Origin of the sequence: Cupriavidus mimosae (genome assembly GCF_023952485.1) — a bacterium.
Lineage (GTDB): Bacteria > Pseudomonadota > Gammaproteobacteria > Burkholderiales > Burkholderiaceae > Cupriavidus > Cupriavidus taiwanensis_C.
The window spans coordinates 320,396-336,198 of the sequence record NZ_JALHRY010000004.1; the positions used below are offsets into that span (position 1 = coordinate 320,396).

At 68.0% G+C, this 15,803-nt stretch carries 14 protein-coding genes; all 14 read right to left on the reverse strand.

Translation table 11 applies throughout. From position 1 onward, the window contains the following. Positions 1-7 precede the first annotated feature (7 nt). Positions 8-850, reverse strand: a complete 843-nt coding sequence (gene fghA, locus MKD50_RS10045) for an S-formylglutathione hydrolase (protein WP_115700338.1) — start codon at positions 848-850, stop codon at positions 8-10. A 13-nt stretch (positions 851-863) separates the two neighbouring features. Beyond that, positions 864-1,970, reverse strand: a complete 1,107-nt coding sequence (locus MKD50_RS10050; RefSeq protein ID WP_115700340.1) for an S-(hydroxymethyl)glutathione dehydrogenase/class III alcohol dehydrogenase — start codon at positions 1,968-1,970, stop codon at positions 864-866. 183 nt (positions 1,971-2,153) lie between these two features. Then, positions 2,154-2,738, reverse strand: coding sequence for a glycerol-3-phosphate responsive antiterminator (locus tag MKD50_RS10055; protein ID WP_115700342.1), 585 nt, complete (start codon positions 2,736-2,738; stop codon positions 2,154-2,156). Between the two features lie 5 nt (positions 2,739-2,743). Next, complete coding sequence (locus MKD50_RS10060; protein ID WP_252667041.1) at positions 2,744-4,294, reverse strand: FAD-binding oxidoreductase; 1,551 nt, start codon at positions 4,292-4,294, stop codon at positions 2,744-2,746. Continuing rightward, complete coding sequence (locus MKD50_RS10065) at positions 4,291-5,970, reverse strand: glycerol-3-phosphate dehydrogenase/oxidase (protein WP_252667042.1); 1,680 nt, start codon at positions 5,968-5,970, stop codon at positions 4,291-4,293. Before MKD50_RS10065 ends, MKD50_RS10060 begins: the two co-directional genes overlap by 4 nt. Positions 5,971-5,988: 18 nt before the next feature. Next, entirely contained in the window at positions 5,989-7,539 is a 1,551-nt protein-coding gene (locus MKD50_RS10070; RefSeq protein WP_252667043.1) for an FGGY family carbohydrate kinase, read from the reverse strand. Continuing rightward, entirely contained in the window at positions 7,536-8,999 is a 1,464-nt protein-coding gene (locus MKD50_RS10075) for an MFS transporter (protein ID WP_115700349.1), read from the reverse strand. The genes MKD50_RS10070 and MKD50_RS10075 overlap by 4 nt, the downstream gene beginning before the upstream one ends. A 150-nt stretch (positions 9,000-9,149) precedes the next feature. Beyond that, positions 9,150-10,517, reverse strand: a complete 1,368-nt coding sequence (locus MKD50_RS10080) for an NTP/NDP exchange transporter (RefSeq protein WP_115700350.1) — start codon at positions 10,515-10,517, stop codon at positions 9,150-9,152. Between the two features lie 11 nt (positions 10,518-10,528). Then, complete coding sequence (locus tag MKD50_RS10085; RefSeq protein ID WP_252667044.1) at positions 10,529-11,446, reverse strand: aldo/keto reductase; 918 nt, start codon at positions 11,444-11,446, stop codon at positions 10,529-10,531. Between the two features lie 82 nt (positions 11,447-11,528). Beyond that, positions 11,529-11,909, reverse strand: a complete 381-nt coding sequence (locus MKD50_RS10090; RefSeq protein WP_115700354.1) for a type II toxin-antitoxin system VapC family toxin — start codon at positions 11,907-11,909, stop codon at positions 11,529-11,531. Beyond that, positions 11,906-12,112 (reverse strand): type II toxin-antitoxin system VapB family antitoxin, encoded by a 207-nt coding sequence (locus MKD50_RS10095; RefSeq protein WP_012355939.1) that lies wholly within the window; start codon positions 12,110-12,112, stop codon positions 11,906-11,908. Before MKD50_RS10095 ends, MKD50_RS10090 begins: the two co-directional genes overlap by 4 nt. 206 nt (positions 12,113-12,318) lie before the next feature. Next, positions 12,319-13,680 carry a GntP family permease gene (locus MKD50_RS10100; protein ID WP_025581515.1) on the reverse strand — a complete coding sequence of 454 codons (1,362 nt, stop codon included), beginning with the start codon at positions 13,678-13,680 and terminating at the stop codon, positions 12,319-12,321. Between the two features lie 222 nt (positions 13,681-13,902). After that, on the reverse strand, positions 13,903-14,295 hold the full coding sequence (locus MKD50_RS10105) for a RidA family protein (protein WP_012355941.1): 393 nt from the start codon (positions 14,293-14,295) through the stop codon (positions 13,903-13,905). 52 nt (positions 14,296-14,347) lie between these two features. Next, positions 14,348-15,802 (reverse strand): N-acyl-D-amino-acid deacylase family protein, encoded by a 1,455-nt coding sequence (locus MKD50_RS10110; RefSeq protein WP_252667045.1) that lies wholly within the window; start codon positions 15,800-15,802, stop codon positions 14,348-14,350. Position 15,803: the final 1 nt, after the last annotated feature.

The following is a 15,803-nucleotide window of genomic DNA, read 5'->3' on the forward strand; positions in this document are numbered from 1 at the left end:
TGCGCGGCTACAGCTGCGTGGCGTGGTGCCGGATGTGGTCGGCGATAAAGCTGGTGATGAAGTAGTAGCCGTGGTCGTAGCCGCTGTGCCGGCGCAGCGTCAGCGGCTGGCCCACGGCCTGGCAGGCCGCGGCGAATGCATCCGGATGCAGCTGGCTCTGCAGGAACTGGTCGTCCAGGCCCTGGTCGACGAGGATGCCGGCCGGGAACGGCGCACCCGGCTGGCGTGCCATCAGCTCGCTCGCGTCATACTGCGCCCAGGCGGCGCGGTCGCTGCCGAGGTAGCCGGTAAAGGCCTTTTCGCCCCACGGGCAGCGCGACGGCGCGGCGATCGGCGCGAACGCCGAGACCGAGCGGAAGCGCTGGGGATGGCGCTGCGCCAGCACCAGCGCACCGTGCCCGCCCATCGAATGCCCGAAGATGCCGACGCGCGCGGCATCGCCCGGCAACGCGCTGGTTACCAGTTCGAACAGTTCTTCGGCGACGTAGCTTTCCATGCGCCAGTGCTTGTGCCACGGCGCCTCGGTGGCATCGACATAGAAACCCGCCCCCACGCCGAAGTCCCAGGCATCCGCTTCGCCCGGCAGGCCCGCGCCGCGCGGGCTGGTATCCGGTGCCACCAGCATCAGGCCGTGCTCGGCGGCAAACCGCTGCGCGCCGGCCTTGATCATGAAGGTCTCTTCGGTGCAGGTCAGGCCGGCCAGGTAGAACAGCACCGGCACCCGTGCGCCGGCCTGCGCCTGCGGCGGCAGGTAGACCGAGAAACGCATCGGCAGCCCGACCGCCACCGAGTCATGGCGATAGAAACGCTGCGCCCCGCCGTGGCAGCCGTGTTGCGAGATCAGTTCCATGTTGGGGCCGCCCTCAGTACAGCACCACGGAACGGATCGACTCGCCGCGCTTCATCAGGTCGAAGCCCTCGTTGATGCGCTCCAGCGGCAGCGTGTGCGTGATCAGGTCGTCGATATTGAGCTTGCCTTCCATGTACCAGTCGACGATCTTCGGCACGTCGGTGCGGCCGCGCGCGCCGCCGAAGGCGGAGCCTTTCCACTCGCGCCCCGTCACCAGCTGGAACGGACGCGTCGAGATCTCCGCGCCGGCCTCGGCCACGCCGATGATGATCGACTTGCCCCAGCCCTTGTGGCAGCACTCCAGCGCCTGGCGCATGACCTGCGTGTTGCCGATGCATTCGAACGAGTAGTCCGCGCCGCCGTCGGTGAGCTGGATGATGTGGTCGACCACGTTGTCGACATCCTTGGGGTTGATGAAGTGGGTCATGCCGAACTTGCGCGCCATCGCCTCGCGCGCCGGATTCAGGTCGACGCCGATGATCTTGTCGGCGCCCACCATCTTCGCCGCCTGGATCACGTTCAGGCCGATGCCGCCCAGGCCAAACACGACCACGTTGGCGCCGGCCTCGACCTTGGCGGTGAACAGCACCGCGCCCACGCCGGTGGTGACGCCGCAGCCGATGTAGCAGACCTTGTCGAAGGGCGCATCCGGGCGGATCTTCGCCAGCGCGATCTCCGGCACCACGATGTGGTTGGCGAAGGTGGAGGTGCCCATGTAGTGGAAGATGGGCTTGCCGTCGATCGAGAAGCGCGAGGTGCCGTCCGGCATCAGGCCCTTGCCCTGGGTGGCGCGGATGGCCTGGCACAGGTTGGTCTTGCGCGACAGGCAGAACTTGCACTGGCGGCATTCCGGCGTGTACAGGGGAATTACGTGGTCGCCGGGCTTGAGCGAGGTCACGCCTGGGCCGACATCGGTGACGATGCCGGCACCCTCATGGCCCAGGATCGCCGGGAAAATGCCTTCCGGGTCGGCCCCGGACAGCGTGTAGTAATCGGTGTGGCAGATGCCGGTGGCCTTCACTTCCACCAGCACTTCGCCGGCGCGCGGGCCGTCAAGGTCGACGTCTTCGATGGTCAGAGGGGCGCCGGCTTTCCAGGCGATGGCGGCTTTGGTTTTCATGGGGAGGTCCTCCGGGATCAGGAATATGGGGCGGCTTGCGGGGCGGCGCGGCGTCGAACGCAGCGCAAGCCGGCAAGCCCTGGCCGAGGACATGACTATACGATCTTCCAGCGGTGGCAGGGCAGCTTTGGCCGATCAGCGGTCAGCGAAGCCCCGCCGGGGCCGGGAGCTGCGACGGGGCTTTCACGGCTTGAGCGCCTTCGCGTCCAGGCTCCACAGCTTGCGGTCGCTGGTCGAGACCGCGACGGCGCCATGTGCAAGCGCGTCGCGGATATCGTCGCGGTTGCAGACAAAGCCCGAGGTCACGATCGGCGGCAGCGCCTTGCGGTCCGCTTGCGGCAGGTGCGACAGCATCGGTGCCGGCATCAGCTGCACCAGGTTCGGGTCGCTCTGCTCGAGCGCCTTGACGCTGCGCGGCCAGGTGGAACGGTCGGTGACGAAGACCTTCTGCATCGTCACCATGCCGGCGCGATTGGCGCGCTGGATGGTGGCCACGCGTGTGGAGACCAGGCTGGTCACCCCGATGTCGGCAAGGTATTCGACGCCGCCCTTGTCCTGCGACAGGCCCTCGCAGCTGTCGATATTGACGATGACATACTTGCCGGCGCCGGCCAGCGTCGCGATCACGCGCTGCAGCTTGCGCAATTCGACGTTGGCGACGATGCAGACTTCGGCGACGCTTGCGAGGATGGCGTCGATCTGGTCGACACCGTAGAGCGTGCCGATGACGGGATGCCGCGTCAGGCGCGCACCGAGGGACCTGTCCATGCGGATTACTTTGCTTCATTGGCGAGCCGGTCGCCGAGACCCAGCTTGCCGGGGTTCAGGAGATGCTGCGGGTCAAGTGCCTGCTTGACCGCCGCCAGCAGCGGGAGCGCCGTGTCCAGCGACGACGCCATGTAGGGTGCACGTAGCAGCCCGATCCCGTGGTGGTGGCTCAGTGCCGCATTGTATTGGATCAGCACCGCATTGGCGGCATCCCACGCCTGGCGATACCACTTCTGACGGTCCTCCACCGCCACCTCGCCGCGCAAGGAGAAGTACAGGCAGGCACCGTCGACGTAGGCATGCGACTGGTGCGCGGAGCCGGCCAGTGTGCCCGGCACGGCATTGATTGCCTTGACCACGTCGGCGTAGATCGCAGCCAGGTCGCGCCAGGGTCCGCACATTTCCAGCGTGTCGGCGACAAAGCCTGGGCTGCGCTTGAAGCCCTCGGCACTCTTGCCGGTCAGGTAGCGCGTGTCGAGCCAGCGCTCGAAGATGGCGGCGCTGTCGAGTTCCTCGCCCAGTTCCCGGCACACGCGTTCGCTGATGGTCATCACGGCATCGACCATCTCGCGCGCACCCTCGTCGGCGACCAGCAGCACATTGGTGTCGGGCAGGCCGAACTGGACCCCGCTTTCGAGCGCGTCATACAGGCGGAGCGCGGCGGGGTTGGCGCCGCGCTGCATGATCTCGCGGCAGGCATCCAGGCCGATCGCGAAGCTGCTGAAGCCATAGGCGATGGCGCGCCCGTAGTCTGGCAGGCGATGCAGCTTCAGGCGCACGCGCACGATTACGCCCAGCATGCCCTCGGAGCCGATGAACAGCTGCTGCAGGTCCGGGCCCACGGCCGCGCGCGAGTAGCCGCCCACGGTGACCAGGCTGCCGTCGGCCAGCACCACGTCCATGCCGAACACCATGTCTTCGATCTTGCCGTAGCGCGTGGACAGCTGCCCGGCGCCGCGGCAGGCCACCCATCCGCCAACCGTGCTGATCGCGTACGACGACGGCCAGTGGCCCATGGTCATGCCGAATTCGCGCTGCACGGTCTGCTCGAAGATGTCGCCGAACATGCCGGCTTCGACCTCGACGATCTGGCTCTCCTTGTCGATCCCGATCAGGCGGTTGAGCGCGCACACGTCGAGCACGATGCCGCCGCGCACGGGCAAGGCAGCCCCGGTCACGTTGCTGCGTCCGGCCGAGACGGTGACCGGAATGGCGCCCGCGCTGGCGATGCGCATGACGGCCTGCACCTGTTCGACGGAGGACACGCGCACGATGACAGCGCGCGGCGTGGGGGGCTTGCCGGCGGTCTCGGTGATCATGGAGCCGGCCCACCAGTCACGGGTCCATGCCACCACGTCGGCGGTTGCGGTCAGCACTTCGTCGGCCACCTCGCGCAGGGCCACGAGATCTGCGGCGCTGACCACGACCGCATCGCGCTGCAGGCCGGGCGCGTCCGGGGTGTCGCGGATATTCGCCGCGTACCCGGGCGGGGTATGGGCGCCGATGACGTAGTGGCCGCGGTTGTAGCCGCGTTTGATGGCTTCTTTGCTGATCATGCTGAGTCTCCCATGAGGACGGATTTTTCGTGCGCGACGGCGGCGAGGTATTGGCTGACCTGCTGCGCCACGGCGGCTTCGGACAGGCCCAGTTCGGCCTGAAGGATCTGGCCCACCCGTGCCGCGGCGCGGGCGGAGGCATCGCGCGCCATCAGGCGCGCGCGGATGCGTCGTGACAGGACGTCGTCGACCGTGCCGGCCAGCTCGTGGCGCGCGGCATAGACGATCTCGGCTTCGGTATAGGGCAGGCCCTCGACGATCGGCCTGGCGAGGGCGGGATCGGCCTGCAGGATGTCGCTGACGAAGCGGGCTTCGGTGCCATAGCGCTCGCCCAGGTGCGCGGCCATGCCGCCGGACGCGACGATCGCCTGCGGATCATAGCCGGCCGCGCCGAGCAGATAGGCCGATCGGGTCCGGCACTTGCCGCGTTTGCCGATCACCTTCTGCGCCGCGTCGATGGTTTGTTCGGCCATGTGGCGCGAGGTGGTGAGCTTGCCGCCGACAATGGTCACGAGCCCGTCGTGCGCGGTATGGATTTCATGGTCGCGCCGGATTTCCAGGGTCTTGCCGCCGGGCGGAGCCACCAGCGGGCGGCACCCGGCGATACTGCCCACCACGTCCTGCGGCGAGAGGTCGACCTTGAGCGCGGAGCGCGCGCCCTCGAGCAGGAAATCCAGTTCCTGGCGCGTGCACAGCACGTTGTCGAGGTCGCCGTCATAGTCTTCGTCGGTGGTCCCGAGGTAGGACACATTGCCCCAGCGCGTGATGGTGGCGCGGCGGCTGCGGCCCGGTACCGGGATCGTCACGGTGCAGTCGTTGCGGATCTTCAGCCACGGGATGGCAATGTGGACGCCCTTGGCCGGGCGTATATGCAGCGTCCTGGCTTCGCCCGGATTGCGGCCGGTCCAGTCGCGCAGCCAGACCCCGGTGGCCATGATGACCACGCCCGCGCGCACGCGGATCTCGCGCTCGCCGGCATGGACGATGGCGCCATCCGCCTTGCCGTGCCCGTTGCGCGTGATCGCGGTGACGGTGGCATGGTTGAGCACGGCCGCGCCGTGGAACGCCGCGGTACGCGCCAGGTTCAGCGTCAGGCGGGCATCGTCGACGCGCGCGTCGAAGTAAAGGTAGCCGCCGGTCAGGTGTTCCTCGTTGAAGGTCGGGCAGTGGGACAGCACCTCCGCCTTGGTCAGCTTCTGGTGCAGGATGCCCTCGCGCCATCCGCCGGCCAAGTCATAGGTCCACAGCAGGCTCTCGAAGGCCTTGGCCAAGCGCTTGTCGAAGACGCCGTTGCGCTCCATCACCGGGAACAGAAACGGCAGCCGTTGCACCAGGTGGCGCGCGTTGCGGCGCAGGCGCTGGCGCTCGAGCAGCGAATGGCGCACCAGGCCAAGGTTGCCCTGTTCGATATAGCGCAGGCCGCCGTGCACCATCTTCGACGACTTGGACGAGGTCCCCGCGGCGAAGTCGCTCTTTTCGACCAGCGCCACGCGATAGCCGCGCAGGCTGGCATCGAGCGCGGCGTAGGCGCCGGTGACGCCGCCCCCGACCACGAGGATGTCGAATGCATCCGTGCCCAGGCGGTCGAGCAGGTCTGCGCGTACCAGCCGCAACGGCTCCGTGCCGGTCATGGCGGCACGCTCGCGGTTCGCGCTGCGGGAGGGAAAAATCACCATGTCTGTGGTTGCTCCTGGTTAATGGGTCTGGGTGCGCATCGCGGCCGGCCTGGCCGCGAGCGCATCGGCATGGTCGAGTTCGGAGGCCACGCGTGCCTGCCAGTGCGCGCGCCGCTGGGCACGCTGATCGGCGCTGATTGCCGGCTCGAATACCGCCTCGGGCGTGGTAGTCGCGCGCGCCTGCTGCATCGAGTCCCACAACAGGCCCGAAGCGCCGGCAAGGCAGGCGATGCCGCGCAGGGTGGCGCGGTCAGTTTCTTTCATGCGCTGGACGGGAATGCCGCTGAGGTCGGCCTGCATCTGCAGCAGCGCGTCGCTGCCGGACAAGCCGCCGCCAACCACCAGCGCCGACACCGGCACGCCGGCAATGTCCTGGTTGGCGTCGATGCATGAGGCGACGGACTGCGCAATGCCTTCCAGGATGGCAAAGGCCATCTCGGCGCGCGTCGTTGCCATCGAGATGCCGCTCAGCGCTGCGCGCGCCTCGGGCTGCATGCGCGGCACGCGCAGGCCGGTCAGCGCCGGGATAAAGGTCACGCCGCGCGCCGACGCCACCGTGCCGGCGAGCGCGCTGATCTGCCTGGCGTTGTCGAACCAGCCCAGCTTGCCGCAGAACCAGTCGAGTGCCGAGCCGGTGGTCGCGACGAAGGTCTCGACCGAGAAATGCGATATGCCCTGTTGCCGGCGCGCCGTCATGGTCAGGGTGCCGTCCGACATGCCGGTGCGTGCGGGCAGCTGCGGACCGACGATCAGGTCGACGAAGCTGCCGGTGCCATGCAGGCACATCGCCTGCCCGGGATCGAGGCATCCCAGGCCGATGGCGCCGGCGAGCTGGTCACCGGCACAAGCCAGGATCGGCACGTTGATGCCGAGCACCTCGGGCCGGGTGCGACCGAAATCGTCCGCGTCCTGGCGCAGTTCCGGCAGCAGTTCGCGCGGGAAGCCGAGCGCATCGACCCAGTCCAGCTGGTAGCGGTGTCCCGTCAGCACGTAGGCATTGCATGACGTGGCATTGGTCGGCGTGGTCAGGCACGCGCGCGCTGTCGACAAGTGCCAAAGCAGCCAGGTGTCGATGGTGCCGAAGGCGAGCCTGCCCGCACGGAACGCTTCGGCTACCCCAGGTGTGTCGCGCAGGTGCCGTGCGGCCCACAGGTATGGCGAGCGAACGCCGGTCGGGCGACCGACGGTCTGGCGCAGGATCGGGTCCCATGCCGGCGCAAGTTGGTTGAGTTCCGCCGCATAGCGCGTGTCCTGCCACACCATCGCGGGTACCAGCGCGCGCCCGGTGCCGGTATCCCACAGCACCGCGGTGGCGCGTTGGGTGGCGACGGCGAGGGCGACGACGTTCAGGTTTTCGCCGGCCGCCTGCAACAGCGTGGCGCGGCAAACTGCCAGGGTGCGCTCGAGCAAGGCGTTGGCGTCCTGCTCCACCACGCCGGGGCACGGACTGTGGATCTCGAGCGTGGCGTAATGAAGGCACTGCACATGGCCGTCGGCAGACACCACCGCGGCCCGCGTGCCCGAGGTGCCTTCATCGATCGCAAGGATGACGTCGCTGCGCTGGGTCATGGCCGGGCCTTTTCGATGACGGGATGCATCAGGGCGGACGCGTCGGCGATATCGCCCTTGAACTGCGGCGCATCCGCTTCGTTGTCGGGATGGATCGTGGTACGGGTCGGGTCCCAGCGGATCGAAAAGCAGACCAGGCTGGCCAGCAGCGGCACCACGGACAGGATCAGGAAAGTGGTTTCCAGCCCGTACTGCGCGCGGAATAGCGGGAACACCAGCAGGCCCAGCGCCGCGCCGATGGCGCCAAGCGCGCCGATGATGCCGTTGGCGCCCGCGCGCAGTTCGCTGCGGAACGACAGCGACGACAGGCTCTTGCCATTGGCGCCGGGCCCGGCAGAGTGGAACAGGATGAACAGCGACGGCACCACCACGGCCACCCACATCGGCATCTTGCCGTTGAACAGCCCCAGGATCAGCAGCATGGCGAACACCGCCGCGAAGCCGAATGCCGAGGCGCGGCGCAGGCCCAGCGTGCGGCCGACCAGCGGCGACAGGAAGCCGCCGACAATGCCGCATACGTTGAACACCAGCGCGCCGATGGTCGCGTAGACGAAGTCCTTGCCGAACAGCGCGGCGCTGATCAGCGGCAGGTACCAGCCGATCGCGAAATACTGGATCGACTGCCCGATCTGCACGGCGGCCGCGAGAACGGTGCGCGGCAGATAGGTGCCGCGGAAGATCAGCAGCACGTTGGCCAGGCCGCGGCGCGCCTGGTTGAGGACGCGGATCCGCTCCGCCGGCGGCGCGGCAACGAAGGCGCGCCCGTAGATGCGCGTCATGGCGGTGGCGGCGGCCTCGAGCCGCTCCTTGCGCGCCAGCCAGGTCGGGCTTTCGACCAGGAACAAGGCCTGCAGCAGCAGGATGGCAACACCGAACACCGCTGTGGCGGCGACCGAGTAACGCCAGATCGCATCGCCGACGTCCCACGAGTAGAACAGCAGCGCCAGCAGCAGGTTGGCGCAGACGGCCGTGTACCACATGCCCTGCCATGTGTTCAGCCGGCTCTTGAGCTTTACCGGCGTGAACTCCGCCAGCACGGCCATGGCGATGGCAAAGTCGATGCCATAGGCCGCGCCGACAAAGAAGCGCCCGGCCAGGATCACCTCGAATCCGGGCGCAAACACCACCAGCAGCGCGCCGGCCACCGCCAGGATCTTGGCCAGGATCAGCGGACGGACACGGCCCCAGCGGTCGGCCATCCAGCCGCCGATCGGATTGAAGGCAATGGCCACCCACGATGCAAACGACGTCAGCAGCGCAACCCTGGCGGGCGCGAGCTGGAGGTCGCGCGTCATCGGCCCGAGGCCCGCGCTCAGCGCGGAATTGGAAAATGCGTCGAGGAACAGCCCGCCCAGGGCGAGCCACCAGATCACACCGGCCCTGCCGCGTATCCCGGGGCAGGAATCGATGTAGGCAATGACATCATCGATGCCACGAAGCTTGATCGCAGAGGATTGCACGGCGGTCTCCTTTTACTTGTTCTGTAAGAGGCCGCGGCAACCGCAAGGCGCGAAGAGACCATCTTACAGATGGTCTCTATCTGGATCTGCGAGGCCAATGTATGACTTCGCAGGGGGGGGCGTCAACCGGGAAAACCCTTGATGGTGAGGCTAGCGTGCCGGCACATTGCGCGCCGCATGGCCACGGCTGGCATCTGCCGGCTCAAGCTGGCCCGCATGCCGTCGCCCCAGCCACCAGCCGAGGCCCGCCCAGCCCACCGCGAGCAACGCGCCCGCCAATGCCACCGTCGCCGGATGACCGGACAGTGCATCGATCGCGGTCTTGACCCAGGCGCTGACCGCATCGCCCGCGCGGTAGACGGCGGTGTCGATGACGTTCTTGGCCTTGTACTTGGTCTCGGCATCGACCACGGTGAACAGCATCTCGCGGCCCGGGCGCAGCAGCGCGTATTCACCGACGCGCCGCAGGATCATGACGCCGGCCAGCACGCCGAAGGTGGGCAGCAGCGCCAGCACGACGAAGCCAGCGGCAACGGCCAGCGGCACCGCGGTCAGCAGCACCGTGACGCCATAGCGGCGCGCCATGCGGCCGGTGAAGAACAGCTGTACCAGGATGGTCAGCGCCTGCACCACGGCATCCAGCGCGCTGAACACCTGGGTCTGGCGGGTGCGCTCGGGGAAGGCCTCGGCGACCAGCCGGGCCTGCTCGAAGTAGAGGAAGGTGCTGGCGGTGGCCAGCAGAATCACGAACAGGGCGATGCCGAGCAGATAGCGCGAGCGCAGCAGCAACGAAAGCCCGGCCAGCAACCCGCCGCCGATCGGATCGGCCGGATCCTGCTCCGCGCGGGCAACAGCCTGGTCCGGCGGCTCTACGCCGGCGCCGGCACGGCGGCGCCAGCCGAACAGCCAGCCCACGCCTGGCAGCGTGGCGGCCAGCAGGGCGGCCGACAGCAGCATCAGGCCGGTCAGGCCGATGTGGGACACCAGCCAGCCGCCCAGCACCGGCCCGGCCAGTCCGCCCGCGCTGGCGCCGGCGGCCAGCAGTGCGAACAGGCGGCGCGCCTGCTCGGGCCGGAACACATCGGCCATCAGGCTCCAGGCCACCGACACCACGAACAGGTTGAACACGGATAGCCACACGTAGAACACGCGCGCCAGCCAGACGTTGTCGGGCAGGACGCGCGTGGCCATCGCAAAGGCCAGCAGGTTGGCAATGAAGAAGGCATAGACCCAGGGCACGAAGCGGCGCCGCGGCAGCCAGGCGCAGACCGCGCCGTAGAGCGGGATCGCTACCAGCATTACGACAAAGGTGGCGGTGAACAGCCATTGCAGGTTTTTTACGCCGCCGGCGATGCCCATGGTTTCGCGCACCGGACGCAGCATGAAGTAGCTGGCGAACAGGCAGAAGAAGAACAGGAAGCCGGCCACCACGGCGCCGCCTTCGCCGCTGCGCACGCCGAAGCCGTGCCGCAGGCGGGCCAGGCCACCGGTGGATGCGTCGCGAGCGGGCTTATCCACGGCGGGGCGGCTCAGCGCAGCAGCGCCGCGATGCGCTCGCGCTGGCCGGGATCGGGCATGCGGCCGAGCGCGGCGCCGAGGTTGTCGGCCATGTTGCGCGGCTTGGAGGTGGCCGGGATCGCGGCGGTCACGGCCGGATGGCTGACGACGAATTTGAGGAACAGCTGGCCCCATGAGCCGCAGTCAATGTCGCCGGCCCATGGCGGCAGCGCGCGGTCCTTGACCACGCGGAACAGGCGGCCGTCCTGGAATGGCCGGTTGACCAGCACCGCCACGCCGCGCGCCTCGCACAGCGGTAGCAGCGTGCGCTCGGCATTGCGCTCGCCCACGGAGTAGTTGATCTGGACGAAATCCACACGCTCGGCGCGCACGATCCTCTCCAGCGCCTCGTGGGCGTCGTCGCGGTAATGGGTGATGCCCAGGTAGCGGATGCGGCCCTGTTCCTTCAGCTGGCGCAGCCAGCGCAGGTTGCCCTGCCAGTCGATCAGGTTGTGGATCTGCAGCAGGTCGACCTTGTCGACCTGCAGGTCGGCCAGCGACCGTTCCCATTGCGCCTGCGCCGGCGTGCCGGAACGGGCCGAGATCTTGGTGGCGAGGAAGACCCGGTTGCGCGCATTGGCCGCGCGCAGCAGATCGCCGGTCACGGCTTCGGCGCTGCCGTAGCTGGGCGCGGTGTCGATCACCGAGCCTTCGGTCTGCAGCAACAGACCCATGACCTCCGCCAGGGGCTTGCGCTCATCGGGGCCGGTGCCGACGTCGAAGGTGTCGGCGGTGCCCATGCCGATCACGGGCAGGGCTTCGGTGGTGCCGGGAATGGTGCGGCGCAGGGGCGCCGCAACGGTGGCGGCATGGGCCGGCGGCGCTGGACCGATCCCGGTGGCGGCCAGTCCGGCGGCCAGGCCGAGGAATGAGCGACGGTCGATCGACATGGGGGTTCCCGGCGAGTCACTGACTGGTTGACCTTAGGCGTTGAGCCCGGCCGTGTAAACCGTTGCGTGCGCGGCGCAATCCCTAGTGCAGGCGAGGACGATATCCCACGCCAAACCGGACGGACAAGGCGCTCAGGCGCTGGTCCAGCGTCCAGAGGCGGGCACCGGGGGTGATCAGGGTCGAAGCCAGCAAGGTGACATCCACCAGGCCGCAGCCCAGCCCATACAGTTGCTCGCGCTCCACCAGCGCGATGACTTCTCCCAGCGTTGCCTGCCTGGCGGCCTGCAGCAACCCGATGTCGCCGAGCGTCTGCGCCCGCGGCGCCGGTGGCGTGCCGCAGGCCAGTTCGGCCACAACCAGGGGATGGGTCAGCACCTGGTCCGCCTCCATGAGGCGGATGAGGGCGTCATTGCGCTGCCGGAAATGGCCCACCCACACCGAGGTGTCGACGAGCACGTTCATTTGACGTCGGGTTCGGGATTGCGGCGCGGTACGTCCTGCATGCCGGGCGCTGCGCCGCCGAGGGCCGCGAGGCGCTTGGCGGCCTGCACCCGAACGAATGTCTTGATTGCCTCGCGAAACAGGTCTGCCTTGTCCATGCCGGGGTCCGCCATCTCCAGTGCTTGTTCATACAGAGCGTCATCGATCGTGACAGTCGTGCGCATCGCAGGCTCCTTGAATCAGGTTTGATGACAATATGCATCAAAAACGGAATCAGGGCAAGGCCGCAATCGCTCGCGGTCCGGATGCTGCCGACACGCTTGCAGTATTGGCTGCCGGTACCAGGGCGTCGATGAGAGATGTCGCATTCCGGGCCGGGCAGGCCTGGTGCCGGAGCCTCCGCGGCGTGGCCCCCGGTCACGGTCCGTCGTCAGATCAGCGTGGCAAGGCCCAGCGTTAGCAGCAGCGCGACCACCGAGATGATGGTTTCGCAGACCGACCAGGTCTTGAAGGTCTGGGCCACGGTCATGTTGAAGTACTCCTTGACCAGCCAGAAGCCGCCGTCGTTCACGTGCGACAGGATCAGCGAGCCGGCGCCGGTGGTCAGCACCAGCAGTTCCGGGCGGGTGCCGGGCACGCTGGCGGCAATCGGCGCGACGATGCCCGCTGCGGTGGTCATGGCAACGGTCGCCGAGCCCGTGGCGATGCGGATCATCACCGCAACCAGCCAGCCCAGCACCAGCACCGAGACATTGGCGCCGGTGGCGACGTCGACGATCGCGGTGGAGATGCCCGAGTCGCGCAGGATGCGGCCGAAGCCGCCGCCGGCACCGACCACCAGCGTGATGATGGCGGTGGGCGCCACGCACTCGTTGGTGAACTTGAGGATGGTCTCGCGATTAAAGCCGCGCGCCTTGCCGAAGGTGTAGAAGCTCACCAGCGCGGCGATCAGCAGCGCCATCACCGAGTTGCCGATCAGCTTCAGGAAATCGTTGGCGAAGGTCTTGGGCGTGGTGAACAGGTCGGCCCAGCTGCCGATCAGCATCAGCACCACCGGCAACAGGATGGTGAACACCGTGATGCCAAAGCCCGGCAGCTCGTGCGATTCCTTGACGCGCTCATCCTCTTCGGTGAACTGCTCGGCCAGCGGGTTGTATTCGGGCAGCTTGACGTAGCGGTCCATCAGCCGGGCGAACAGCGGGCCTGCCAGCGCCGCGGTGGGAATGCCCACGATCAGCGCGTACATGATGGTCTTGCCGATATCTGCGCCGTATGCGGTCACCGCCAGCAGCGCTGCCGGATGCGGCGGGATCAGGCCGTGCACCACCGACAGTCCTGCCACCATCGGGATGCCGACCAGCACCATCGACGTCCCGGTGCGCTTGGCGACGTTGAAGGCGATCGGCACCAGCAGCACGAAACCCACTTCGAAGAACACCGGCAGGCCGACGATGAACGCGATGGTGGCCATGGCCCAATGCACGTTCTTCGCGCCGAAGAAATCGATTAGCGTGTTGGCGATGCGCTCGGCGCCGCCGGACTCGGCCATCATCTTGCCGAGCATGGTGCCCAGTCCCACCACCAGCGCGATATGGCCGAGGGTGCCGCCGACACCGGCTTCAAAGGACTTGACGATCTCGCTCATCGGCATGCCCACGGCAAAGCCGAGCAGCACCGAGACGACCACCAGGGTAATGAAGGGGTTGAGCTTGTAGCGCGCGATCAGCACCACCAGTGCGATCACTGCGATCAGCGCATACACCAAGAGCGTGGTTCCGGTGACGGCACCCATATTGTCTCCTTGCGTGGAAAAGAGCCGCTTGTGGCGGCAGCAGAGGTTTGGCTTTCTTGTTTCTCTCCCAGTGCGGGAGAGTCGGTGGGGAAGAGGACATGCGTGGCAAGCACTTTGGCGACTCACCTTGTGATGGCGCCGGCCCTCTCCCCCGGCTCCTCTCCCGCGTGCGGGAGAGGGGAGCAAACAGTGGCGAAGCAGTGAATCAGGCAGGCAGCCGGCTCAGGCTGCCGGCTTCTTGTAGGCGATGCAGTCGACCTCGACCTTGCAGTCGACCACCATGCTCGACTGCACGCAGGCGCGCGCGGGCGGGTTGGCGCCGAAGTATTCCTTGAAGATCTTGTTGAACGAGGCGAAGTCGCGGGTGTCGTCCAGCCATACGCCGCAGCGCACGACATGCTCGGGGCCGTAACCGGCCTCGGCCAGGATCGCCAGCACGTTCTTGATGGCCTGGTGGGTCTGGGGCACGATGCCGCCGTCGATGACCTCGCCGTTGACCATCGGCACCTGGCCGGAGACGTAGAGCCAGCCATCGGCCGCGACCGCGCGGGCAAAGGGCATGTGCTGGCCGCCGGTACCGGTGCCGCCTTCGACGCCGAATCGTTTGATGTCCATGGATACTCCTGGAGTGAGTTGGATAGGGGTGGGAAGCGGCGGTGCGTGCGGGTCAGTCCGCACCGCGGGGCAGGAACCGGCCGGCGCGCACGCCGGTGCCCTGGCGCTGCTGCCATGACAGCTCGCCGTTGACCCAGACCGAGGCAATGCCCTCGGCCGGTTGCATGGGATCGGTAAAGCTGGCGGCGTCGCGGATGGTGGCGGCGTCGAACAGCACCAGGTCGGCCCAATAGCCTTCGCGCACGAAGCCGCGCTGGTGCAGGCCGAAGCGCTCGGCCGACATGCCGGTCATCTTGTTGACGGCCACGGTCAGCGGGAACAGCTCGCGGTCGCGCGCATAGTGGCCCAGCACGCGCGGGAACGCGCCCCACAGGCGCGGGTGCGGCAGCGGGTCGTTGGGCAGCCCGTCCGAACCGACCACCGTGGCCGGATGGCTCAGGATGCGGTCGACGTCGGCGTCTTCCATGCAGTGGTAGACCGCGCCGGCGGGCATCAGCCTGCGCGCGGCTTCGTGCAGGTCGACCTGCCATTCGGCGGCGATGTCGGCGAGCAGGCGTCCGCCCATCTCCGGCGCGCCTTCGGACCAGGTCACCATGATGTCGAAGTCGCCGGTGACTTGTTTCAGGTCCAGCGTGGACGAGCTGGCGGTGTAGGGGTAGCAGTCGCAGCCTACCGGCTGCCAGCGCTGCGCGCCGTCGAGCGCGTCCAGCACTTCGGTGCTGCGGCCCCAGTTGGCCACGCCGGCGCATTTCAGGTGCGAGATCACCACCGGTACGCGCGCATGGCGGCCGATGCGGAAGGCCTCGTCCATGGCCTCGAGGATCTCGGCGAACTCGCTGCGCAAGTGCGTGGCGTAGAGCGCGCCAGCCTTGGCCAGCGGTTCGGCCAGCGCCAGCACTTCCTCGGTCGGCGCGCTGAAGGCGTTGGCATAGGCCAGGCCGGTCGACAGGCCCAGCGCGCCGTGCCGCAGCGCTTCTTCCAGCTGCGCGCGCATCGCCTCGATTTCCTGCGGCGTGGCGGCGCGGTCGAAGCGGTCCATATGGTTGCTGCGCAGCGCGGTATGGCCGACCAGCGCGGCGACATTGACCGCGGGCTGCGCGGCCTCGACCGCATCGACATAGGCCTTGAAGTCCGGATAGCGGAAGGCATCGGCATGGCCGAGCAGGTTCATCGGGTCGGGCGGATCGCCTGCCAGCGTGACCGGCGCGGCGCTGATGCCGCAATTGCCGACCACCACCGTGGTCACCCCCTGCGACAGCTTGGGCGTCATCTCCGGCTGGCGCACCACGTTGGTGTCGTCATGCGTATGCACGTCGATAAAGCCGGGTGCGAGCACCAGGCCATCGCCTTCGACCACGTGCGCGGCCGCATCGGGGTCGATCGCGCCGGGGGCATCGATGCGGGCGATGCGGCCATCGCGCAAGGCCACGTCGGCCAGGCGCGCGGCCGCGCCGGAGCCGTCGATCAGCGTGACGCAGCGGATCAGGGTATCGAACAGGTGTGGCATG